This is a genomic window from Collinsella aerofaciens (assembly GCF_040910265.1).
Taxonomy (GTDB): domain Bacteria; phylum Actinomycetota; class Coriobacteriia; order Coriobacteriales; family Coriobacteriaceae; genus Collinsella; species Collinsella aerofaciens_BK.
Window position 1 is genome coordinate 1 of record NZ_JBDGAW010000029.1, and the last position, 21,467, is coordinate 21,467.

The window sequence follows — 21,467 nt, forward strand, 5'->3', positions numbered from 1 at the left end:
GTCGCGAGTTCCGCACGCAAAGGAAAGCACTTAATGTGCTTTCCGTCTTGCGCAGGACTGTAGAGCAGCAAACTTAACCCGCGCCAGCCGGCCCCGGAGACCCTCCCGGAGGGCCCAAAAATATTTTTCAAAAAAGTTGTTGCGCGCCGGACAGACTTCTGTGTATACTAATCCCCGCAGCGCACGCGAGCGGAAACAAACGCGAACGTCTGCCTGGGGAGTTAGCTCAGTTTGGTTAGAGCGCCGGCCTGTCACGTCGGAGGTCGCGGGTTCGAGCCCCGTACTTCCCGCCAACGCAATTAAAGCCACGTCTTCGGACGTGGCTTTTTGCGTTTAATAGGCCATTGTGTCGGAGTGATTGCTTTGACGTTTCTTTGATCGGAATCCCCACGCCCTCGAGGGCGCAAGTAAAAGCAAATAAGTATATCTGTTTAAACAAGAGGTTTGTTGCGCAACACCCGTTCAGCGAGACAGGGGGTTAGGTTATACTAAACTGCACTGTAGGCCGTATCTGATGCATTTCGCTCCAAGCGCGGCATTCAGTGGATATCCGATTTACCATTTGGATGTCCTAGCGGTCATTGGTGTCTCGACACAAGCTCGGCCCCGGAGCTCGTTCGAGCTGTTCCTATTCCTTGGAAGGGGAAAAATGGACATATCGAGGAAGACTGATTATGCCCTGCGCATGTTGGCGATGCTTGCCGAGGAGCCGGAGCGTTTGCTTTCTGTTCGCACCGCTGCCGAAGAGGTCAATGTGCCGTATTCGTTTGCTCGCTCGATCCAGCACGGCTTGGTCCAGGCCGGTATTGTGGAGAGCCTGCGTGGCGTCCACGGTGGCATGCGTCTCAAGGTCAGTCCGGACGACGTCACTATCCGCCAGGTCGTCGAGGCCGTTCAAGGCCCTATGGTTATGAATGATTGCACCGCGCCCGATGGTGACTGTGCGCGCATGGGCACGTGCTGCTATCATCCCCTGTGGGCCGGAGCCCAGGCGTTGATGCGCGATTACCTCGATTCCGTTTCGCTCGGCGACATCGTCGCTCACCGCCAGTTCCCGGCCGTCGATCCCAAGTTCGCCGACCGCGAAGCGTTTCCCGAGTACGCCACCTGCGCGTGCGCTTGCCGGGAGGAATAGCGCCGCATAAGGAGCATAGCCATGATTCAGGACCCCTTTCGTTCGATGATTCGTTCGGAAGGGGTTCTGCGTTATCGCGACCTTCCGTGGCGCCGCACGCGCGATCCGTACATCATTTGGCTTTCTGAGGTCATGCTGCAGCAAACACAGGTACCACGCGTGGAGACGCGTATGCCGGCGTGGCTCGATCGCTTTCCGACCGTGCAGGCGCTTGCCCAGGCCGTGCCTTCCGATGTTTTGGACGCTTGGCAGGGCATGGGCTACAACCGACGCGCTCTGGCGCTTCACGGGGCCGCTCAACGGGTCGTAGAGGATTGGGGCGGGGAGTTTCCGCACGAGACGTGCGACTTGGTCGCTCTGCCTGGTATTGGACCGGCAACGGCGCAAGGTATCCGGTCGTTTGCGTTTGATCTTCCGGGCGTGTATCTGGAGACCAACGTGCGCACGGTCTTTCTGCATCACTTCTTTCCCGATGTACCGGCTGTTCCCGATCGCGAGCTGGTGCCGCTGATTCAGGCGGCCTGTCCGGCGGCCCCCGGTGCGGCGACCGACGAGATCGCTCCCTTTGCCGCGCCGCTCGATGATGCCGATACGCCGCGCGCGTGGTATTACGCGTTGCTAGATTACGGCGCATATCTAAAAAAGACGTTGCCCAATCCGTCCAGGCGCTCGGCGGGCTATAGCCGTCAATCAAAGTTTGAGGGCTCACGTCGCCAAAAGCGCGCGCATATCGTGCGCATGTTGCTGGCAGCGCGCGATGGCCAGCCGGCGGGGATTACGCTTGCTGATGCCGTGGTGGGCGTTAACGAGATGGAAGCGGCGGCTGGGCGTGGACCGGTCGAGCGCGAGCTTGTCGCGGGCATTCTGGCCGACCTGGAGCGTGAGGGCTTTTGCCGAGCCGAGGGCGATCGCTGGCTGAGCATCTAGCCCGTGCAAATCTGAAGAACAGGATTGTAAGGTTTAGATTTCCGACATGAGGGCATCCTAAAGACGAGGCCGCTCGAAGCCTACGGGCGGCATGCGTTGAAGGGAAGTACACCTATGGACTTTGAGAACTCTCAGACCAAGAAGAACCTCGAGACCGCTTTTGCCGGTGAGTCCCAGGCACACACCAAGTATCGCTACTATGCCTCCAAGGCCAAGAAGGATGGCTACGTTCAGATCTCGAATATCTTTACCGAGACGGCGGGCAACGAGTCCGAGCATGCCAAGCTATGGTTCAAGTATCTGCACGACGGCGCCGTCCCCGACACTCTGGACAACCTGCGTGATGCCGCGGCGGGCGAGAACTACGAGTGGACCACGATGTACGACGAGTTTGCCAAGACCGCCGAGGAGGAGGGCTTTGCCGAGATCGCCGCGAAGTTCCGTGGTGTCGCCGCCGTCGAGAAGGCGCACGAGGAGCGCTACAACAAACTCGTCGAGCGTATCGAGTCGGGCGAGGTGTTTGAGCGCGAGGGCGTGAAGGTGTGGAAGTGCCTGAACTGCGGGCACCTGCACGTGGGTGCCGAGGCGCCTGAGGTGTGCCCGGTTTGTAACCACCCCAAGGCGTACTTTGAGGAGCAGGTGGTGAACTACTAGCGCGTGGCGCTGACATGAGCTGGGCCGGGAGGGCGGGATTACCTTCCCTCCCCGCTCACGGCTTCGCAGGGTCGCGTTGAGGGAAGGCAATCCCGCCCTCCCGGCCCGCTTTGGGTCGTTGCGTGCTCGCTGCAGAAAAGCTGATATTAAAGTTTGTGTGCCGCCCCTTATGGGGCGGCACGTTTTTGTGTGGGGACTGGTTGGGACGGCACCGTTCATGGGTGGGGTACACTGGGTAGTGGCGTTTTAGTTTATTTCCTGTTGTGGGGTGTTTTTGTATGGGTAAGAAGTCTCGGGCTCGGGTTGCTGCCGCGGGAACTCGCAAGGATCCTGGTCGTCGGGTTGCCGAGGGCAAAAAGGCCGATCGTGTCGAGAAGGACAAGAAGGTCGGTGCGCATGCTCATCCTGAGTGGGCGCCTCATTTGAATTCGGCTAGTGAGGATTTGACTGCCAAGTTGTTTACTCTGGTCGAGGTCATCTTGGGCGTGGTGCCCGTGGTGGTCATTGGTCTGTTCCTGGCCTCTAAGGATGCCACGAGCGTGGATAAGCTCACCGACGTCTTTTCTCAGGACCCCTCGATGGTGGTTACGTTTATCTCTGCGTGCCTGCAGCCGTTTGTGGCATACATGTTGTACATGATTTATCGCAAATACTGCGAGGGCGATGCGGGCTTTGCCGCCGGCAACCTGATTGGACTCTTGTGCTCCGAGATTTTGCTGCTCAATATTCCTGGCGTCATCGGTATGGGCATCTTGCTGTGGCGTGTTTGGCGCAACGTCGCCCCGCACTTTGAGAGCTGGCTGTTTGAGCGTCGCGCAATGGGCGTGCTGGTCGACATCGCGGGCTCACTCGTGATCCTAGTCCTGGCGTTTATGTGTGCCACCGCAGCTCGAGGTCTCGCGGGCATGTAATCTGCTTTCACCGACTGCGGAGCGCAGGGCGGGGAAACCTTTCCCTCTCGCTCACGGCTTCGCAGGGTCGCGCGAGGCAAAGGTTTCCCCGCCCTGCGCTCCGGCGTTGAGTCGTCGCATGCTCGTTACAGAAAAGCTGATAATAAGTTTGTGTGCCGCCCCTTTGGGGCGGCACTTTTTGTGTGGGGTCCCGGTCTTCACAATTTTCGTCAAGCTTTTGGTTAGATTTTGGTTAGTTGGCGGGCTAGCGGAAGGGCAAAAGATCATTCGATAAAAAAGCTCAAAGAAAGTGCTGGTGGGGGAGTTGTTGAGGTTTTCGACAGCTTTTGTCAGCAAGAAACTTTGCAGCTATTGCTGCGGATTGCGTTGTCGCGGTCATGGTGGTGCGGGATGCTGGTCGTAAGCGTCGAATGCTCCGATTGAGGAGGCCAACATGGATCTGTTTCTTGAGACCCCGCAGCAACAAGCCGAGCGCATGTTGCGCCAGCAGCAACGGCTTATGGAGATGCAAATGCAAGGGGTAGCCGCCCAGCCCCCTGCGCAAAATGCCACGTCCGCGGTTTCGCCTGCGGGCGGATCGGCGCCAGAGAACTATTCCGTACAACAAGATTCATATGCGCAGGAGCTTGCGTTTGACAAGCGCCGCACACGTCACCGCCGCGTGGGCCAGCGCCTGCGCACATTAGCGATGATCGTGCTCATTCCGTTAGGACTTGCGGCGATTTTCTTGGTCTCGTATGCACTCACCTGCATCCTCAACGGTGCCTCGCCCAGCGAAGTGCTCCAACATCTGTCAGCCCTCGGCCAGCGCCTAGGCGATGTCGTAACAACCGTCCGCGCCGGCTGGGAGAGCTAGCGTTTGTCACATTAGGACTTCTAGGGTGTACGAATTATCGCCACGAGCAGAATTCTTGCATCCTGTGGGTCCTGTCGTACGACTGAATAGTATTATTGAAGATAAATAATAATAGGATTTGCTATGTATAAGCAGGATTTAGAGCAGACTCTTTTGGGCATTGACGAAGAGGCGGAGCTGGAAATAGGTCCAAGAGACGACAGGCCGAGCGTTGTATTGGTGGGAGGAAGCGCCTTCATGCTAAACGATGTGACGAATCGGTCGGTTACACATGACATTGATGTGTTTGAGGCAGATAGGTGCCTCCGCGAGATCATAGCTCGATACCCCGAGGTGAATGGTATGGCGGTGGCATATTGTAATCAGATGCCATTCAATTACGAAGATCGTTTGATTCCCGTAGATATTGGGGCGCGTTTTATCAGGTACTTTACGCCATCCTTGGAGGACCTGGCGGTAATGAAGCTCTATGCCTATCGTCCGAACGACATCGTCGACCTCCATAGTCGAGCGTTTATCGACCGACTTGATTGGGATCTGCTCGAACGGCTTATATTCGACGAGGGCGAGGCGCTGGCATCGTCGCCTTCGGAGCGGAGCTATCAAGAGATGGTCTGCGCATACAGGCAATACAAAAAGGAGGTGCTCGGTTGAATCTGACTTTTGAGGGATTTTTGAAAGGCTATTGCCGAGAGCTATCCGGACAGCAGTCGCTGAGTTTTAGAAAACTGCTTGAGCAGGCGACGACGGTTGCGCCGCGCGTGGCGGAGCCTCTGTTTTTGCTCGCTTTGGCGCAAGGAAAAGCCGAATACGTTCTGGGCTTATCCGAGGGCTCGTGGATGGAAGAGGATTACCGAGGCGTTTTGTCCTTGTACGATCAAGCGGGTGGCATGGCGTCTCTGTGCGCCAAAAGTGAGCTCCCTAACCGTTATGCCAACGTTTGGCGTGCGTATAGAGCGGTGAAGGAAAAGCCAGCGGCGGACAGAAGGATCAACGCCCTGATGCGAAAAAGAACATTGGGAGCGCTAGGGGAATCGGGCGTAACGCGCTACGGTCTTTGCCGCGATTTGAATCTGAATAAGGGAAACGTGTACGCATACTTAGCCGGCGATGACTCAAAGGTGAGCAGGGAGACGGCGCGCCGCATTATGGAATATGCGGAAGAGAGAAGCACCCAAGAAGGGGCCGGGCGCCCGGTGCGTGTGGCGGGGTAAGATTGATCGCGGTTTTGATTGATAATCGATTGGGTTTGTTGGGCGGAGTCTATGTCTGCTATTGATATCGTGCTTGCTGTGACCGCCTTGGTGGCGGCGGGGGTTGCTGTGGCTTGTGCCCTGCAGCTCAAGGGCCTTCGCGCCGAGCTGCGGGAGCGCGGCGATAGCGGGGCAGAGATGCTGGCTGCGCTCGAGCAGGCCAACAGCACGCTCGATGCCCTCAACGTCGCGCTGGCAGAAACCCGCCGCACGGCAAATGCCATCGCGCAACAGCAGACAACCGATGCGGCCGTGGAGCAGCAACGCTACCTGACCATCGCGCGAGAGTTCTCGCAGGCTGGCGACCGTATGGATGACCTGCGCCGCGAGACGGCCCAACAGCTCGGCGCCAACCGCGAGGGCATCGAGCACCGCCTGGACAAGGTGCGCGAGACGGTCGATGCCCAGCTGGGCGCTATCCGTAAGGACAGCAACGTGCAGCTCGATCAGATGCGCGCGACGGTGGACGAGAAACTCTCCCGTACGCTCAACGATCGCCTGTCTGCATCGTTTAAGCAGGTGAGCGACCAGCTCGAGGCCGTGTACAAGGGGCTGGGCGACATGCAGTCTATCGCCACCGGCGTGGGCGACCTTAAGCGCGTGCTGGGCAACGTCAAGGCGCGTGGCATTTTGGGCGAGGTACAGCTGGGCGCAATCCTGGCGGACATCCTTACGCCCGACCAGTATCTGGAAAACGTTGCCACCAAGCCCGGCGCCTCGGAGCGCGTTGAGTTTGCCGTCAAGCTGCCGGTGGACGAGGGTGATCCCGTGCTGCTGCCGATCGACTCCAAATTCCCGGGCGATGCGTACGAGCATCTGCTCGACGCCCAGGAGTCGGGTGACGCTGAGGCCGTCGCCGCAGCGCGCAAGACGCTCGATATGATGGTGAAGCGCGAGGCAAAGGACATCTGCGAAAAGTATCTGAGCGTGCCCGCGACTACCAACTTTGGCATTCTGTTCGTTCCGTTTGAGGGGCTGTACGCCGAGGTCGTCAGCCGCCCCGGGCTTATCGAGACCCTGGGCCGCGACTATCACGTCAACGTTGCCGGCCCCAGCACCATGGCGGCCATCCTCAACAGCCTGCAGATGAGCTACCAGACGTTTAGGCTGCAAAAACGCACCGATGACGTGCTGCGCGTGCTTTCCGCCGTCAAGGCCGAGCTGCCGCGCTATCAGGCGGCGCTACGCCGCGCCCAACAGCAGATCGAGACTGCGGGCAAGACGGTCGAGGGCATTATCACCACGCGCACCAACGTTATGGAGCGCAAACTCAAGGACATCGATGCGCTGGAGGACGCCGAGGAGGCCGACGCGATTCTGGGCTTGGAGTCCGCAGGCTTACTCGCAGGCCAGGAAGACGAGGGCTAGCCGCAACGGACGGCGGGGCGCCTGCGCAAGCACTGCGCGGGCGCTTTTCGCATCGTACGTGCCTGAAGTGCACTTTAGTGTGCAACAATGGCGTTTCGTCCTATCAGATGCGAAAGGAAGCCCATGTCTCAGAGAAGCACCAGTCCGCTCAAACGCTCCACCGTACGCCGCACGCTGCAGCGTTTTTGGGACGTCACGCGCACACAGCCGTTGATCGTCTTTCTCTCGGTGTTCTCGTCGGCGGGCTACATCTTTTTGCTCACGTTTGCCAACACCTACGTGATGGCCCTTATCGTCGACCGCGTCCAGGCCGGCCCCGTTGCGGGCGACCGGGTGTTTGAGGTCTTTAGCCCCTATATTCTGGCGCTCGTGCTCGTTAACCTGGTAGGCCAGATCCTCTCCAAGCTGCAGGACTACACCGTCTACAAGCTCGAGATTGCGGGCAACTATCACCTGGCGCGCTTGTGCTTCGACACGCTCTCCAATCAATCCATGACGTTCCACACCAGCCGATTTGGCGGATCGCTTGTGAGCCAGACGAGCCGTTTTATGAGCGGCTACACGGGTCTGGTGGACGTGACGGTGTATTCGCTCATCCCCACTATCACCTCGGTTGTCTGCACGGTGGCGGCGCTCGCCCCGGTGGTGCCGACGTTTACCGTGATCCTGGTGGGCATCATGGTCGTCTACATTGCGTTTGTCTGGCTTATGTACAAGCGCATCATGCCGCTTTCGGCCGCGACGTCCGCCGCTCAGAACAAACTGTCGGGCGTGCTGTCCGACGCGGTCACAAACATCCTGGCCGTCAAGACCTGTGGGCGCGAGGACTTTGAGCGCGACCTGTTCGATGCCGCCGACCGCGCCGCGCGCGATGCCGAGACGGTTTCGATGCACGCCATGATGCAGCGCAACTTTACGACCTCGGGCCTTATCGTCATCACCATGGCCGTGGTGAGCGTGTTCGTCGCGGGCGGCAACGCGTGGTTTGGCATCTCTGCCGGCGCGCTCGTCATGATCTTTACCTATACGTACAACCTCACCATGCGTCTGAACTACGTAAGCTCCATGATGCAGCGCATCAACCGCGCGCTGGGCGATGCGGCCGAGATGACGCGCGTGCTGGACGAGCCGCGTCTGGTGGCAGACGACGAGAACGCCCCCGAGCTCAAGGTGGGCGAGGGCGCGATTGATTTTGAGCACTTGAGCTTCGCATACCGTGACGCCGCAGCGGGCGAGAGCGTGTTCGACGACCTGACGCTCCATGTGGCGGCGGGCCAGCGTGTGGGCCTGGTGGGCAAATCGGGCTCGGGCAAGACGACGCTCACCAAGCTGTTACTGCGCCTGGACGACGTACAAGGCGGCCGCGTGCTCGTGGACGGTCAGGACGTCTCGCGCTGTACGCAGCAGAGCCTGCGCCGCCAGGTTGCCTACGTGCCGCAGGAGGCGCTGCTGTTCCATCGCTCCATTCGCGAGAATATCGCCTACGGTCGACCCGACGCTACCGACGAGCAGATTCGCGAGGCAGCGCGCCTGGCCAATGCTCTGGAGTTTATCGACCGCCTGCCCCGTGGCTTTGACACCATGGTGGGCGAGCGCGGTGTTAAACTCTCGGGCGGCCAGCGCCAGCGCGTGGCCATCGCCCGTGCCATTCTCACTGACGCGCCGATTCTGGTGCTCGACGAGGCGACATCTGCCCTGGACAGTGAGTCCGAGGCGCTGGTGCAGGAGGCTCTCGAGAACCTGATGCGCGGGCGCACCTCCATTGTGGTGGCGCATCGCCTGTCCACTGTGGCGGCGCTCGATCGCATCGTGGTGTTGGCGGACGGTGAGATTGTCGAGGACGGCACACATGCGCAGCTTGTCGAGGCGGGCGGCGAATACGCAAGCCTGTGGAGCCGCCAGACCGGCGCATTTTTGGAGGCTTAAGCCCCCCCGTACGTGGGACAATCGTTTCCGTGAAGTTATGTTTCTGCCGAGTCGAGGAGTCGTTATGCCACGCGAGACCAATGCCGCCAAACGCGAGCGCGCCGTCGAGGTGTGCGAGCGCCTTAACCGTCGCTATGGCCCGGTCGAGTGCTTTTTGGACCACGAGAATCCCTTTAGGCTGCTCATCGCGGTACTGCTCTCGGCTCAGACGACCGATGCGCAGGTCAACAAGGTGACGCCCCAACTGTTTGCCCAGTGGCCCACGCCCGAGGCCATGGCCGGGGCAAGTGTGACCGACGTGGCGGACACCATTAAGTCGCTCGGCTTTTATAAGAGTAAGGCCAAGCATGCCGTGGAGGCCGCGCAGATGATCGTTGCCGACTACGGCGGCGAGGTGCCGGCCGACATGAAGGAGCTCGTCAAGCTGCCGGGCGTGGGGCGCAAGACAGCGAACATCGTGCTCAACGTAGGGTACGGCATCGTGGAAGGCATCGCGGTGGATACGCACGTCAACCGCATCGCGCACCGCCTGATGCTGAGTCCCAAGACGCACGCCAAAGAGCCGCTCAAGACCGAGCAAGATCTGCTCAAGATTTTGCCGCACGAGTATTGGGAGTCGGTCAACCACCAGTGGATTACCTTTGGCCGTGAGATCTGCGACGCCCGCAAACCCAAGTGCGACGAGTGCCCGCTGGCAGACCTTTGCCCCAGCGTGCGTGTGACAGGGTAGGGCCCGGCACGTTTTGTCGGCACCCGAAGACGGCGACCAATGTTGCACAACACATTTGGGTCGCGAGGGCTCAATATGATGGCGACCGATGCTGTTTGTTGTGAGGGGATGCCCGAATATGTTTTGCACCAAGTGTGGCTCCGAGATGCCCGACGGAACCGATTTTTGCACGAACTGCGGGGCGCGCATGGGCGCTGCCTCTCCGGCGGCCGCGCCTGCTGAGCCCGCATCGATGCCGGCGGCAGGGATGCCTCCCGTGCAGAAGAAGTCACATAAGCGCGCGGTGATTGTCGGCATGTGCGTGGCGGGCGTGCTCGTTGCCGGCGGTGCCGCTCTGGCGCTGACCGGCGTGCTGGGTCCGCTTGGGCAGGGCAACTCATCGCAGATTACGGTACTGGGGTCCGACGAGGGTTCAGCCGAGCACAAGGACAAGGGAAGCGCCAAGGAGAAGCCTGCCGCCGACGGGGATGAGGCGGATGAGCCTGAGCAGACCGGCAGCAGTGTAAAAGTCGACCTCAATGACCAGGCAACCTATGCCGCGGCGAACCTGTTCCTATCGAACTTTACGGAGGAACACTTCGATCGGGACTGGTATCAGGCGGGCGGCTTCGATTCGACTGACGGACTTTCTGATGACGAGAAATACAAGCTGGTCAAGTTTATCTGGTGCCATTTTATTGACAACGCGCCATATCGAATCGAGAAAGGCGACTATGACAACGGTAATAGCCAGCGTGTGGCGACTGATGTGATCAATAGGGAACTCAACCGCTTGACGGGTCTGACGCTTTCCGATGCCGATATGACTTATGACAGAACGCCGGAGGGGCAGGCGATTCCTGATTCGGCCGAAGTGCATGGTGGGTACTTGTATCTGAAACAGGAATTTGGCCAGGGAAATTACAACCCACCGTGTGCCATCGTTACGGGCGCGACTGACCTTGGCGACAACATCTACGAGCTCACCTATGAGGTCTACAGTGCTGGCGGCATGTTACTTCCTTCCGACATCCCCGAGGGCACCTACGGCCTGCCAAAGAACCAGTTCATCGCCGCAATTCAAGCGGACGCATCCATGGGCCGTACCGAGACTTGCACGGTTCGCGTCGCGCAGGGTGACGGCGCTCCGACCTTCACACTGCTTGAAATGGGCGTCTACGATTAGACTCGGCGTATAGCTCACTCTGATAGCGCCAGACGGCTTGCCCGTCTAACGTTTTTTGCGGGGCTGTGCATGCGCTTGAGCAGGAGTATATGTCGCTGCCTGCCGCCCCATGCAAAAATGTGTTGCTAATTTAGAAGCCTATTCAAGCGCGCCGAAGTCGTGCGTGCTGGCGTAGCATGAGCAAAAAATCAAGCAATGGAGGGTAACGTGGCAACATTGAAGACGCGAGAGCTCGAAGATTATTTTGAACGCATCGTACGCACGCGCGAAGGTGACCTACCTGGTCGTCGCAAAGGCGACGAATACGTGTCTCAAACCCATGCGCTCTACCATGGTGATCCTGCGCCCTGGGCTCTGACGCCAAAGATATTCGACAAGGATATGACGGCGCTTCTTAAGGAGGCCGCCGAGCGCATGTACGGCATTATGGACAAGGTGACGCGGGCGTTTTGTTCCGATGCCTCCGTGCGTGCGTGGTTTCGCATGGATCCGGCTTTTGCTGACCTGTGCGCTATGGATGCCGGCTATGATTGCCAAATTCCCCTTGCGCGTGTTGATATCTTTCTTGACGAAGATGCCGGTTCGTATACGTTTTGTGAGCTCAATACCGACGGCAGTGCCGGAATGGTAGTGACCGATGCGGTCTGTCAGGCAGTGCGAATGACGCCTTCCTTTGAGGAGTTTGCATCCGACCACCCCGGCTTTCGGCAGTACGATTTGTGCGGTAGCTGGATAGACGCATTGTTTGAGACCTATGCAGAGTGGAAGCTGGCCCATCCTCGCCGCACCGAGGATAGTGCACGATTGGACGACGGGGCCCGCGTTGACGAGGGGCTCTATGCACCGCAATCAAAGATATATCCCGCTTCGGTGGCAATCGTCGACTATTCGGAAAGCATCGACTTGGAAGATGCGGCTCATTTTGTCGACCTTATGAGGCGACGGGGTGTGGTGGCGCGCTTTGCGGATGTGCGCGACCTGCGGATTGGCGAAGACGAGAGCGGTGCTAGGCGGCTGTGCGATGCCGCCGGTCCTATTGATTGCGTTTGGCGGCGCGCGGTGACCGGCGAGCTGTGGGATAAGCCGTGCGACGGACGCTCGACCTTAATCGAGGCGGCTCAAGAAGGGCTCGCGTGCATCGTTGGTGGTTTTAGAACGTGGCCGTGTGCGACTAAGACCGTATTTGCATTTCTGTGGTCTCGGGCCGGTCAGTCCTTGTTGAGCCCGGAGGAGCAATCGTTTGTACGGGAGCATGTGCCCTATACCGAGATTTTGGACGAAAGCGCCCAGTTGTCGAGATTTGCCGAAAAGGATCGATGGATTGTCAAGCCGTGCGGCGGCTACAACGCGGTTGGCGTTGTCGCCGGTTTGGATGCCACGGAACGGGAATGGTCCCAGGTGCTTGCTCGCGCTGCGGCAGCTGGAGCGATTGTACAGGAGTATGCTCAGCAGTATCAGACTCCCTGCTTGCGCGGAACGCTTGTCAATGGGCCGCATCGAGGAGAGGCACCCAAAGGACTTGTGGATGATCTTGGTTTTGCGCCCGCTTCTAATATGGAAGGCCTGTACCTGTATCGCGGTCGTTTCGCGGGCGTGTACACACGCGTCGGCTTTGCCAACACCATAGGCGAGTGGACGAGCCGCTTGAACGTTGCGAGCTTTTTTGAGGAATAGCCGTTTCTTGGGGCACCTTCCGTGGTTGCGGCGTTCGAAGTGACGGGGAGATTTTGGCGAAGCCGATGAGCCCGGTTCTATCTGGCGTTTTTGTTGCGGGGCTGGGCGTACGCCTGAGCTGGAGTCCTCTTCATGCGCTACCATGACAGGCAACGAATTTGACGAACGACCCGCCGAGCTTGCCTCGGCGGGCTTTTGGCGTTGCAATGCCGGAGGAACAGCATGCTCATTCACCGTATAGCCGCGCAGCTCTATACTGCCGAGGCACTGCAGACCGTCGAGGCCGGGCTCGATTCTGGCGAGGACGTGACGCTGGCCGTGTCTCAGTCGGGCCGAACGCTTATGGCCGCCGCCCAGTTTGCGCGTCGTCCGCGCCCCACGGTCTACATCGTGAGTGGCGAGGATGCGGCCGATCGCGCCGCACGTAGTCTGGCCGCCTATGTGGGCCTGGCGCACGTGTGCCGCTTTCCCGAGCGCAAGGACTACCCTTGGCGCGAGCAGGCGCCCGACGACGCCGTGGTAGCCCAGCGCTGCGAGGCGCTCGGGCGCATCGTGCGCGGCGACAACTGCATCATGGTCGCCTCGGCTCGCGCGCTGCTGCGTTGCGTGCCACCAGTCGAGAGCCACTACTGGGAGTCCACGACCTTCGCGGTGGGCGAGGAGATTCCTTTTGACGAGGTGCCGCAGCGTCTGGTGGGCATGGGCTACACCAATGCCGGCGCCGCCGACGCGCCCGGCCTGTTCCGTGTGCACGGCGACACCGTCGAGGTGTTTCCCGCGCAGGAAAAGGCGCCCGTGCGCATTGAGTTCTTCGGCGACGAGATCGATCGCATCCGCCGCATGGTGAGTTCAACGGGCCAGACCATCGGCAACGAGGACAGCATCGAGATCTTCCCCTGTCGCGAGCTGGCGCTTACCGACGAGGCCGTTCACAACATGCATGTGGCGCTCTACCGCGCCAGCCAGGACGACAGCAAGTTGGCGGCGCTGCTCGAGATGGTGGATGCGCGCATCGTCACGCCTGAGCTCGACCGCTTTTTGCCGGTGATGTACGGCCAGACCGTGAGCCCGCTTTCGCATGTGAGCGGCAAGGCGCTCGTAGTGCTGTCCGAGCCGCGCTCGCTGTTCGACGATTGCCTGCGCGCCTACGAGGATATCGAGGCACGTGCCGGCGAGGCGGGGGTCGACCGTCTGGACGGCCTGTATGTGCGTGCCCAGCAGCTCGATTTTGGTGCTCAGCAGCGCCTGAACTATGTGAGCCTCATCCGTGCCGGCGGTGCGGTGACGGCAGAGCTCAAGATTGAGCAGCCGGCCATTGCGGGCTCGGACAATCGCTTTATGACGCGCATCCAGGAGGTCGTGGGCAAGCGCTATGCCTGCGTGTTTGCCATCCCCGACCGCGGTGCGCGCGAGTCGATGGAGCTCACCTTTGGCGACGAGGGCATTACCTTTGAGGAATCGCTGACCGCCGCGCCCGAAAATGCCGGCGCTATCGGCGACCGCGTGCGCGTGGCAGCGGCGGATTCCGCCGACCGTGCCGCACGCCAGGAGGCCCATGCTTCCATTCGCGAGCGTAAGGCCGATGCGCTCAACGCCCGCTCGCTCGAGGCGGGTGCCGCCCAGGCTGCCGCCGGTGCCGCCGTGCCCACCATCTCGCGCGGACGCGTGACCTTTGTCGATGCTGCCTTGCCGCAGGGCGTGGTGGTGCCCGATGCCAACCTGGCCGTATTCTCGATTGCCGACCTCAACGCCCGCATGGATGCCAACCGCGCGCGCAGCCGCCGCAAGGTTGACATTACGCAGATCACCTTCCCATTTAAACCGGGCGACTACGTGGTGCACGCTACCCACGGTATCGCGCTCTTTAGTGAGGTCGCGCGCCAGGAAGTGGGCGGCAAGGAACGCGACTACTTTTTGCTGGAATACGCCGACGGCGACAAACTCTACGTGCCGCTGGAGCAGGTTGACCGCATTACGCGCTACGTTGGTCCCGACGGCGATAAACCGCGCTTGACCAGGCTCAACACCGCCGACTGGACGCGGGCCACCAACAAGGCGCGCAAGAATGCCAAAAAGCTGGCGTTTGACCTGGTCGACCTCTATACGCGTCGCTCGTCGATTACCGGTATCGCCTGTCCGCCCGATACGCCCGAGCAGATCGAGATGGAGGAGAGCTTCCCCTACGACGAGACGCGCGACCAGCTGGAGGCCATCGCCGACATTAAGGCTGATATGGAGGCGCCCAAGCCCATGGACCGCCTGCTGTGCGGCGACGTGGGCTTTGGCAAGACCGAGGTCGCTCTGCGCGCGGCGTTTAAGTGCGTGGACTCCGGCCGCCAGGTCATGGTGCTCTGCCCCACGACCATTCTTGCCCAGCAGCACTACGAGACGTTCTTTGAGCGCTTTGCCCCGTTTGGCCTTGAGGTCGAGGTGCTCAGCCGCTTTCGCACGCCGGCGCAGCAGAAGCGCGCGCTCAAGGCGTTTGCCGAGGGCACGATAGACGTGCTCATCGGCACGCATCGTCTGCTTTCGGCCGATGTGAACCCCAAGAACCTGGGCCTGGTGATCATCGACGAAGAGCAGCGCTTTGGTGTGCAGCACAAGGAGCAGCTCAAAAACCTGCGCGAGCAAATCGACGTGCTCACACTCTCGGCAACGCCTATTCCGCGAACCATGCAGATGGCCACGAGTGGCGTGCGCGACATGAGCCTGATCACCACGCCGCCGACCGGGCGTCGTCCCGTGATCGTGCACGTGGGGGAGTACGACCCCGACGTGGTGAGTGCGGCGATTCGCCTGGAGGTGGGCCGCGGCGGTCAGGTGTATTACGTGTCCAACCGCGTCAAGACCATCGACGATGCCGTGGCGCGCGTGCACGAGGCCGCGCCCGAGGCGCGCGTGGGCGTGGCACACGGCAAGATGAGCCCGCGCGAGGTCGAGGACGTGATGATCGAGTTCGCGACCAAGAAGATCGACGTGCTTATCGCCACGACCATCGTGGAGAGTGGCATCGATAACGCGACCGCCAACACGCTTATTATCGAGGATTCGCAGCGCTTGGGCCTGGCGCAGCTTTACCAGCTCAAGGGCCGTGTGGGCCGTTCGGCCACGCAAGCCTACGCGTACTTTATGTTCCCGGGCGAGCTGCCGCTTACCGAGGAGGCCACGGCGCGTCTCACTGCGCTTTCCGAGTTCCAGGACCTGGGCAGTGGCATGCGCATCGCCATGCGCGACCTGGAGATCCGCGGCGCCGGTTCGCTTATGGGCGCCGAGCAGCACGGCAACCTGTCGAGTGTGGGCTTCGACCTGTTTACGCAGATGCTGGGCCAGGCCGTGGCCGAGGCGCGCGGCGATGACGATGCCGGCGTGGAGGCGGCGAGCGTGGGTATCAACCTGCCGGCCGACTACTTCCTGTCCGAGGAGTACATGCCGGCGGTGGACCAGCGCGTGCTCGTGTACCGAAAGCTTGCGGCGGCCGAGGATCTGGAAAGCATCGACGAGGTGCAGGAGGAGACCGAGGCAGCGCACGGCGAGCTGCCGCTGGCGGGGCTCAACTTGTTCAACCGCGCTCGCATTCGTATTCGCGGCGAGCGCCTGGGGCTCGAGAGCGTCACGCTCAGCGGCGGACGCATCACGTTTTTGGGCGTCGAAGTGCCCAAGAAGGTGGCCTTTGAGCTTAAGACTCGCTACGGTGCGGTGAACTTCCCCAAGAGCCGCAAGCTATCGGTGCCCTACAAGGCGGGCGCCGGCGCGGGCAGCGGCCTGGGCCGCGGCCTCGACGCCAACGACGGCACCGGCCCCGTGGCCGCGGCACTCATGCTGCTGCAGCAGCTGGGCGCTAGTGATGATGACTAGCGAGTCGACGCTGCAAACACCCTATTTGGGCACTCTGGTTCCATCGAAAGGAAAGCATGTTCGGATACATCTACAAGAAAGATGTCGCCATTATCGCAGTTGTTCTGTGCCTTTGTCTGGGCGTGGGCAGCTTCTTTGATTATCAAATCTCGAGTGCGCTGTTCAACATCGGCAGCATGTACGGTCGCTTTGTCGAGGCGGCCGGTGAGCTGCCGTTCGAGCTGACGGCGAGCATCGCGGGCGTTATGCTCGTGCGCTCGGCACGCCCCGATTCCAAGGCGAGCAAGTGGCTCGCTGCGCTGGGCGTTTTGATCAACGTGGGTCTGGTCGGCTACGAGATTATCGGATCGCTGCGCGTCGGCGGCAAGCTTATTGCGTTTCAGCTGGTTCTGACGTTTGCGTTGGTCATCGCAGCCAACTTCATCGCCTACCGCCTCACGCGCACGACCGAGCCCGACGAGCTTACGCGCTGGGCGTTGATGGTGCTGGCCGTGTGGGTCGCTCAGGCCATCATCCTCAACGTCATTGTTAAGCCGTTATGGTCGCGCCCGCGCATGCGCGTGATCGAGGTCACGCCGGGGCTCAATTTTCAGCCGTGGTGGGTGATCGGCAATCCCGACAAGTGGGCCTATATCGCCGCCGGCGTGATCAAGGACGGGTTCAAGTCGTTTGCGAGCGGACACACGGCGCATGCGGCGATCGGCCTTATGCTCGCCGGGCTTCCCGCGGCGGCCTTTAAGGAAAAGCCTTCGCGTCGCCGCGTGATCTTTTGGGCGGCGGCTGTGGTCGCGGCGCTCGTCGCCTTTGGGCGCATCGTGATCGGCGCGCACTTTTTGAGTGACGTGAGCTGCGGTTTTGCCCTGGTGCTGACGCTTGAGTGCCTTGCCGCGCGCATTGCCTATCCCAACGGCGTACAATAGCTCCGTTTGAATCATCTGGCCGATACCCGGTAAGAGAGGATTGCCATGCTCGCGTTTAACAACGACTATTCCCACGGCGCACATCCGGCAGTGCTGCAGGCGCTTGTCGACACCAATATGGAGCCGCAGCCCGGCTATGGTACCGATGCGCACACCGAGCGTGCCAAGCAGCTTATCCGCGAGGCCTGTCAGGCCCCCGATGCCGACGTGTTTTTTCTGGTGGGCGGCACGCAGGCCAACGCGACGGTGATCGACATGCTGCTCGCGCCGTACGAGGGCGTCGTTGCTGCTGAGACTGGCCACGTCGCCTGCCACGAGGCGGGGGCCATCGAGTTTGGCGGCCACAAGGTGCTCACCATCCCCGGCTACGAGGGCAAGATGCACGCCGAGGATCTGGAGGACTATATCCAGGTATTCTACGAAAACGAGAGCTACGAGCACACGGTGTTTCCGGGTGCCGTGTACGTGAGCCTATCGACCGAGTACGGCACGCTGTACTCCAAGGCCGAGCTCGCGGCGATTCGCTCAGTGTGCCAGAAGCGCGAGATTCCGCTGTTTGTGGATGGCGCCCGCCTGGCCTATGCGCTGGCGGCCGATGAGTGCGACATTACCCTGCCCGAGCTGGCGCAGCTGTGCGACGTGTTCTACATCGGCGGCACCAAGTGCGGCGCGCTCTGCGGCGAGGCCGTGGTGTTTTGCGGCATGCACGCCCCGGCGCATCCCATTCCGCGTATTAAGCAGCATGGCGCACTGCTTGCCAAGGGCCGCCTGACGGGCGTGCAGTTTGAGGCTCTTTTTACCGATGGCCTGTATTTTGAGATTGGTCGCCAGGCGATCGAAACCGCGCAGGCGCTTCGTCGCGTGCTGCACGAGCACGGCTACCAGTTCTTCTTGGAGACGCCCACAAACCAGCAGTTCGTGATTCTGCCCAACGAGGACATGGCCCGCATTCGCGAGCATGCGGCGATCGAGTACTGGGAAAAGTACGACGAAACCAACACGGTGGTGCGCTTTTGCACCAGCTGGGCCACGACGCAGGAGGATATCGACGCGTTGGCGGCGGTTCTGTAGCCTGATGTAATGACGAGGGGCCGCCTTGCGCTGGGTTTGGCGCAAGGCGGCCTTTGTTTTTGGGGGAGAAGGGTTGTATGGCCGAGATGTCCGAGCCGACGATTCGCCTGGCGACGCCCGAAGACGCGCCGGCGTTGCTTGCCATCTATGAGCCGTATGTGCGCGAGACGGCGATTACCTGCGAATACGAGGTGCCGAGCGTTGAGGAGTTCGCCGGGCGCATCGAGCGTACGCTCAAGCGCTATCCGTATCTGGTGATGGAGTTGGACGGGCGTCCGGTAGGCTATGCCTACGTGAGTCCGCTTAACAGCCGCGAGGCATACGACTGGTCGGTCGAGACGTCGATCTACCTGGCACGCGATGTGCGCCATGGCGGGCTGGGTCGCAAGCTGCACGACGCGCTCAAGCAATGCCTGGTCGCGATGGGCATCACCAACATGTGCGCGCTCATTGCCGTGCCGCACGATAAGGACGACGAGTATCTAACGCACAACAGTCAGGATTTCCATGCCCATATGGGGTATCGCCTGGTGGGCGCCTTCGATCGCTGCGCCCAAAAGTTCGGCCGCTGGTACGACATGTGCTGGATGGAGCTGGTCCTGGCCGAACGCACACCCAACCAACCCAAACCAACCTGGTTCCCCGACCTTCCCAAACCTACCATTTAGGGACAGGTTTATTTTGGCCGCTTTGTAGCGTCAATCCACCGCGAGAAGTACGGATTCACGCGTCTTTTGATGCGGATGGGCTTAATTTGGCTTCGATTTGGGTCCGTTTGGCTTCGATTCGAACTAAGTGAGTAGACTTTTTGGCGCAGGTCGAGCACAAGGCGTATCTGCCTTAGTAAAACCGCAGGTCACAGAGGTGACAGTTTTTGGTGTGCTCGACAGGTCACGAAAAGTCTACTCACTTAGATTTGCGGTACTGGATATTCTGAGCAGGAACAGTTGAGCTTGGACGGCGCGTATTGCCAGGCGATGTTGGCATTTGTGCCATGCTGGCTTGAGAATTAATAAAACCGCAGGTAAAACGTTCATTAGGTACAGTTTGCCTCGTTTGGTGCGCTAGCCGATGGGCTCGGTGTATTTGGCGCGGTCGGTGCGCTGGATGCGCTTGGAGACGTGGAGCGGGCGGCCGTCGGTGTCGTAGACGTAGTCGGTGATCAGGATCAGCGCCTGCCCGCGCTCAACGTTGAGCAAAAACGCCTCGTTTTGCGAGGCGTAGCACACCTCAAAGGTCTTATGCCCCTGTGCCGGCGCGCGATGGAACTCCTGTCGCAGCGTGGCGTAGAGCGAACCGTTAATATCGCGATCGATGAGCGTCTCGAAGCTTGGCGGCAGGTAGGTGGTCTCCAGGCACAGCGGCGCGTCGTCCAGGTAGCGCAGGCGGACAAGTTTGACGAGCTTGCTGCCCACGGCGGCGTCAAAGAACTTAGCTATGCTGCCGGCCGCCTTGGCAAAGCCCGAGTCCACGGTGCGCGTGGTGGGCTTCATGCCCTGACCTTCGACCTGCTTGGTATAGCTCGAAAACACCAGGTTGTTCTCGTGGAGCGCGGGCGTGTCGGCCACAAAGGCACCACGTCCGCGCTCGGTGCGAACCAAGCCCTCGTCAACGAGCACCTTAAGGGCGTGGCGCACGGTGCTGCGCGACAGCCCCGATTCGTCCATGAGCTCCATCTCGGACGGCAGCTTGTCTCCGCGCGCGTAGGTGCCGGCGGCGATGCGGTCGCGCAGCGTGCCTGCCAAGCGCTCGTATTGGGCCAGTTTCTTTTTAGACGAAGCGTTCATGCGATCAACCTGTATCTAACCTGTATGTTTACAGAACAAAGCATGTATCCAACATGACAATAAAACCGCTGGTAACGGATTGCCGAAAACCTTACCAACAAAATTTCTAGGACAAATATAGCATACAACTAGTCGACATAACCAAAACATGTATGTAACTTGTATGCCATCGAGAGCATCAAACGAGAAGAAAGGCTGATGCACGATGACTACTCAGGAACAGGTTAAGGATGTCGTCTCCCAGGTTTTGGCTGACAAGGCAGACAAGGGCGGCATCAAGCGCGTCGTGTGGATTGGCGCTGGCGGATCCAACGGCGGTAACTATCCTGCCCAGTACTTTATGGAGCACGAGGCCACGCAGGTCGTGAGCTCCAGCTACACCAGCAACGAGTTCGTGCACGCCACCCCGGCCTACGTCAACGAGAACACCCTGGCCGTCGTCGTGTCCATGCGCGGCACCAAGGAGACCATCGTTGCCGCCCAGGTCGCCAAGGACCACGGCGCCAGCACCATCGCCATCTATGTTGACGAGTCCGGTCTCACCGAGGTCTGCGACTACAAGATCCAGTACGACAGTCTGGCCGTCGACGAGTCCTGCATGGGTCGCACCAACTCTGCCGTCGTGACCATGATTGCTATGGAGCTCACGCAGCAGACCGAGGGCTATGCCGAGTACGAGACCGCTATGGCCGCCTTCGACTTGGTCGACCCCATCTATCGCAAGGCCGTCGAGTACACCCGTCCGCTCGCTGCTAAGTGGGCCGAGCAGAACGCCGACAAGCCCTGCATCAACGTCATGGCCCAGGGCCCGCTCTTTGGTGCCGCCTACGTCTTTAGCATCTGCAACGTGCAGGAGATGCTGCAGATCGACTCCTGCACCATCAACACCTGCGACTTCTTCCACGGCCCCTTCGAGATCCTGGACAAACGCACCTCGCTGTTCCAGCTCATCAGCGTCGGCCGCAGCCGCTGCAACGACGAGCGCGGCATCCGCTTCGTTAACCAGTATGGTGGCGAGCGCGTCTATCAGCTCGACGCCAAGGAGCTCGGCCTCAACGACATCAAGGACAGCGTGAGCGAGTACTTCAACCACCTGATCTTTGCCCCGATCCTCAACAACGTCTACATGCGCGCACTCTCTGCCGTAACTCACAAGGACTACATGACGCGCCGCTACATGTGGAAGCTTGAGTATTAGTTACGCCGTTCTACCGAACGGCGTAACGGCTCGACGC

18 protein-coding genes and 1 tRNA gene are annotated in these 21,467 nt (G+C 60.3%); 18 read left to right on the forward strand and 1 reads right to left on the reverse strand.

Annotation, left to right across the window (positions count from 1 at the left end):
• Window positions 1-215: 215 nt before the first annotated feature.
• The 17 genes from AB5Z14_RS09585 to AB5Z14_RS09665 all read left to right on the forward strand — a co-directional run bounded on the left by AB5Z14_RS09585 (window position 216) and on the right by AB5Z14_RS09665 (window position 19,113).
• Window positions 216-293 (forward strand) — tRNA-Asp (locus AB5Z14_RS09585).
• A gap of 356 nt (window positions 294-649) precedes the next feature.
• Window positions 650-1,135, forward strand: coding sequence for an RrF2 family transcriptional regulator (locus AB5Z14_RS09590; protein ID WP_368131217.1), 486 nt, complete (start codon window positions 650-652; stop codon window positions 1,133-1,135).
• A 21-nt stretch (window positions 1,136-1,156) separates the two neighbouring features.
• Window positions 1,157-2,062: an HhH-GPD family protein gene (locus tag AB5Z14_RS09595; RefSeq protein WP_368131218.1), complete on the forward strand. Its 906-nt coding sequence runs from the start codon at window positions 1,157-1,159 to the stop codon at window positions 2,060-2,062.
• Between the two features lie 114 nt (window positions 2,063-2,176).
• Window positions 2,177-2,716: a rubrerythrin gene (gene rbr / locus AB5Z14_RS09600; protein WP_368131219.1), complete on the forward strand. Its 540-nt coding sequence runs from the start codon at window positions 2,177-2,179 to the stop codon at window positions 2,714-2,716.
• 278 nt (window positions 2,717-2,994) lie between these two features.
• Window positions 2,995-3,627, forward strand: a complete 633-nt coding sequence (locus tag AB5Z14_RS09605; protein ID WP_368131220.1) for a hypothetical protein — start codon at window positions 2,995-2,997, stop codon at window positions 3,625-3,627.
• 433 nt (window positions 3,628-4,060) lie between these two features.
• A complete protein-coding gene (locus tag AB5Z14_RS09610) occupies window positions 4,061-4,483 on the forward strand; it encodes a hypothetical protein (protein ID WP_368131221.1) in 423 nt (140 codons plus the stop codon).
• A 123-nt stretch (window positions 4,484-4,606) separates the two neighbouring features.
• Window positions 4,607-5,137 (forward strand): DUF6036 family nucleotidyltransferase, encoded by a 531-nt coding sequence (locus tag AB5Z14_RS09615; RefSeq protein ID WP_368131222.1) that lies wholly within the window; start codon window positions 4,607-4,609, stop codon window positions 5,135-5,137.
• Window positions 5,134-5,697 (forward strand): hypothetical protein, encoded by a 564-nt coding sequence (locus AB5Z14_RS09620; RefSeq protein WP_368131223.1) that lies wholly within the window; start codon window positions 5,134-5,136, stop codon window positions 5,695-5,697. Before AB5Z14_RS09615 ends, AB5Z14_RS09620 begins: the two co-directional genes overlap by 4 nt.
• 51 nt (window positions 5,698-5,748) lie before the next feature.
• On the forward strand, window positions 5,749-7,104 hold the full coding sequence (locus tag AB5Z14_RS09625; RefSeq protein ID WP_368131224.1) for a DNA recombination protein RmuC: 1,356 nt from the start codon (window positions 5,749-5,751) through the stop codon (window positions 7,102-7,104).
• A gap of 123 nt (window positions 7,105-7,227) precedes the next feature.
• On the forward strand, window positions 7,228-9,030 hold the full coding sequence (locus AB5Z14_RS09630; protein ID WP_368131225.1) for an ABC transporter ATP-binding protein: 1,803 nt from the start codon (window positions 7,228-7,230) through the stop codon (window positions 9,028-9,030).
• A 64-nt stretch (window positions 9,031-9,094) separates the two neighbouring features.
• Window positions 9,095-9,760, forward strand: a complete 666-nt coding sequence (gene nth / locus AB5Z14_RS09635; protein ID WP_368131226.1) for an endonuclease III — start codon at window positions 9,095-9,097, stop codon at window positions 9,758-9,760.
• 118 nt (window positions 9,761-9,878) lie between these two features.
• The gene (locus tag AB5Z14_RS09640) at window positions 9,879-10,925 is read left to right on the forward strand and encodes a zinc ribbon domain-containing protein (RefSeq protein ID WP_368131227.1); all 1,047 of its coding nucleotides are present in this window, start codon (window positions 9,879-9,881) and stop codon (window positions 10,923-10,925) included.
• A 207-nt stretch (window positions 10,926-11,132) separates the two neighbouring features.
• Complete coding sequence (locus tag AB5Z14_RS09645; RefSeq protein ID WP_368131228.1) at window positions 11,133-12,599, forward strand: hypothetical protein; 1,467 nt, start codon at window positions 11,133-11,135, stop codon at window positions 12,597-12,599.
• 222 nt (window positions 12,600-12,821) lie between these two features.
• Window positions 12,822-16,454, forward strand: a complete 3,633-nt coding sequence (mfd, locus tag AB5Z14_RS09650; RefSeq protein WP_368131229.1) for a transcription-repair coupling factor — start codon at window positions 12,822-12,824, stop codon at window positions 16,452-16,454.
• Between the two features lie 56 nt (window positions 16,455-16,510).
• Window positions 16,511-17,374, forward strand: a complete 864-nt coding sequence (locus AB5Z14_RS09655) for a phosphatase PAP2 family protein (RefSeq protein ID WP_368131230.1) — start codon at window positions 16,511-16,513, stop codon at window positions 17,372-17,374.
• A 45-nt stretch (window positions 17,375-17,419) separates the two neighbouring features.
• Complete coding sequence (locus AB5Z14_RS09660; protein ID WP_368131231.1) at window positions 17,420-18,445, forward strand: threonine aldolase family protein; 1,026 nt, start codon at window positions 17,420-17,422, stop codon at window positions 18,443-18,445.
• 77 nt (window positions 18,446-18,522) lie between these two features.
• Complete coding sequence (locus AB5Z14_RS09665) at window positions 18,523-19,113, forward strand: GNAT family N-acetyltransferase (RefSeq protein ID WP_368131232.1); 591 nt, start codon at window positions 18,523-18,525, stop codon at window positions 19,111-19,113.
• A gap of 396 nt (window positions 19,114-19,509) precedes the next feature.
• Here the strand turns inward: AB5Z14_RS09665 and AB5Z14_RS09670 are convergent, their stop codons facing one another.
• On the reverse strand, window positions 19,510-20,232 hold the full coding sequence (locus tag AB5Z14_RS09670) for a GntR family transcriptional regulator (RefSeq protein WP_368131233.1): 723 nt from the start codon (window positions 20,230-20,232) through the stop codon (window positions 19,510-19,512).
• A gap of 205 nt (window positions 20,233-20,437) precedes the next feature.
• On the opposite strand from AB5Z14_RS09670, the gene AB5Z14_RS09675 reads away from it, so the two are divergent.
• Window positions 20,438-21,430, forward strand: a complete 993-nt coding sequence (locus tag AB5Z14_RS09675) for an SIS domain-containing protein (RefSeq protein WP_118226093.1) — start codon at window positions 20,438-20,440, stop codon at window positions 21,428-21,430.
• The last annotated feature ends 37 nt before the right edge of the window (window positions 21,431-21,467 follow it).

What these genes read in the sequence shown, in the direction of transcription:
- nth (WP_368131226.1), top strand. Translation starts at nt 9,095, where the DNA reads ATGCCACGCGAGACCAATGCCGCCAAACGCGAGCGCGCCGTCGAGGTG.
- rbr (WP_368131219.1), top strand. Translation starts at nt 2,177, where the DNA reads ATGGACTTTGAGAACTCTCAGACCAAGAAGAACCTCGAGACCGCTTTT.
- AB5Z14_RS09625 (WP_368131224.1), top strand. Translation starts at nt 5,749, where the DNA reads ATGTCTGCTATTGATATCGTGCTTGCTGTGACCGCCTTGGTGGCGGCG.
- AB5Z14_RS09670 (WP_368131233.1), bottom strand. Translation starts at nt 20,232, where the DNA reads ATGAACGCTTCGTCTAAAAAGAAACTGGCCCAATACGAGCGCTTGGCA.
- AB5Z14_RS09660 (WP_368131231.1), top strand. Translation starts at nt 17,420, where the DNA reads ATGCTCGCGTTTAACAACGACTATTCCCACGGCGCACATCCGGCAGTG.
- AB5Z14_RS09610 (WP_368131221.1), top strand. Translation starts at nt 4,061, where the DNA reads ATGGATCTGTTTCTTGAGACCCCGCAGCAACAAGCCGAGCGCATGTTG.
- AB5Z14_RS09595 (WP_368131218.1), top strand. Translation starts at nt 1,157, where the DNA reads ATGATTCAGGACCCCTTTCGTTCGATGATTCGTTCGGAAGGGGTTCTG.
- AB5Z14_RS09675 (WP_118226093.1), top strand. Translation starts at nt 20,438, where the DNA reads ATGACTACTCAGGAACAGGTTAAGGATGTCGTCTCCCAGGTTTTGGCT.
- AB5Z14_RS09665 (WP_368131232.1), top strand. Translation starts at nt 18,523, where the DNA reads ATGGCCGAGATGTCCGAGCCGACGATTCGCCTGGCGACGCCCGAAGAC.
- AB5Z14_RS09655 (WP_368131230.1), top strand. Translation starts at nt 16,511, where the DNA reads ATGTTCGGATACATCTACAAGAAAGATGTCGCCATTATCGCAGTTGTT.
- AB5Z14_RS09615 (WP_368131222.1), top strand. Translation starts at nt 4,607, where the DNA reads ATGTATAAGCAGGATTTAGAGCAGACTCTTTTGGGCATTGACGAAGAG.
- AB5Z14_RS09590 (WP_368131217.1), top strand. Translation starts at nt 650, where the DNA reads ATGGACATATCGAGGAAGACTGATTATGCCCTGCGCATGTTGGCGATG.
- AB5Z14_RS09630 (WP_368131225.1), top strand. Translation starts at nt 7,228, where the DNA reads ATGTCTCAGAGAAGCACCAGTCCGCTCAAACGCTCCACCGTACGCCGC.
- AB5Z14_RS09640 (WP_368131227.1), top strand. Translation starts at nt 9,879, where the DNA reads ATGTTTTGCACCAAGTGTGGCTCCGAGATGCCCGACGGAACCGATTTT.
- mfd (WP_368131229.1), top strand. Translation starts at nt 12,822, where the DNA reads ATGCTCATTCACCGTATAGCCGCGCAGCTCTATACTGCCGAGGCACTG.
- AB5Z14_RS09605 (WP_368131220.1), top strand. Translation starts at nt 2,995, where the DNA reads ATGGGTAAGAAGTCTCGGGCTCGGGTTGCTGCCGCGGGAACTCGCAAG.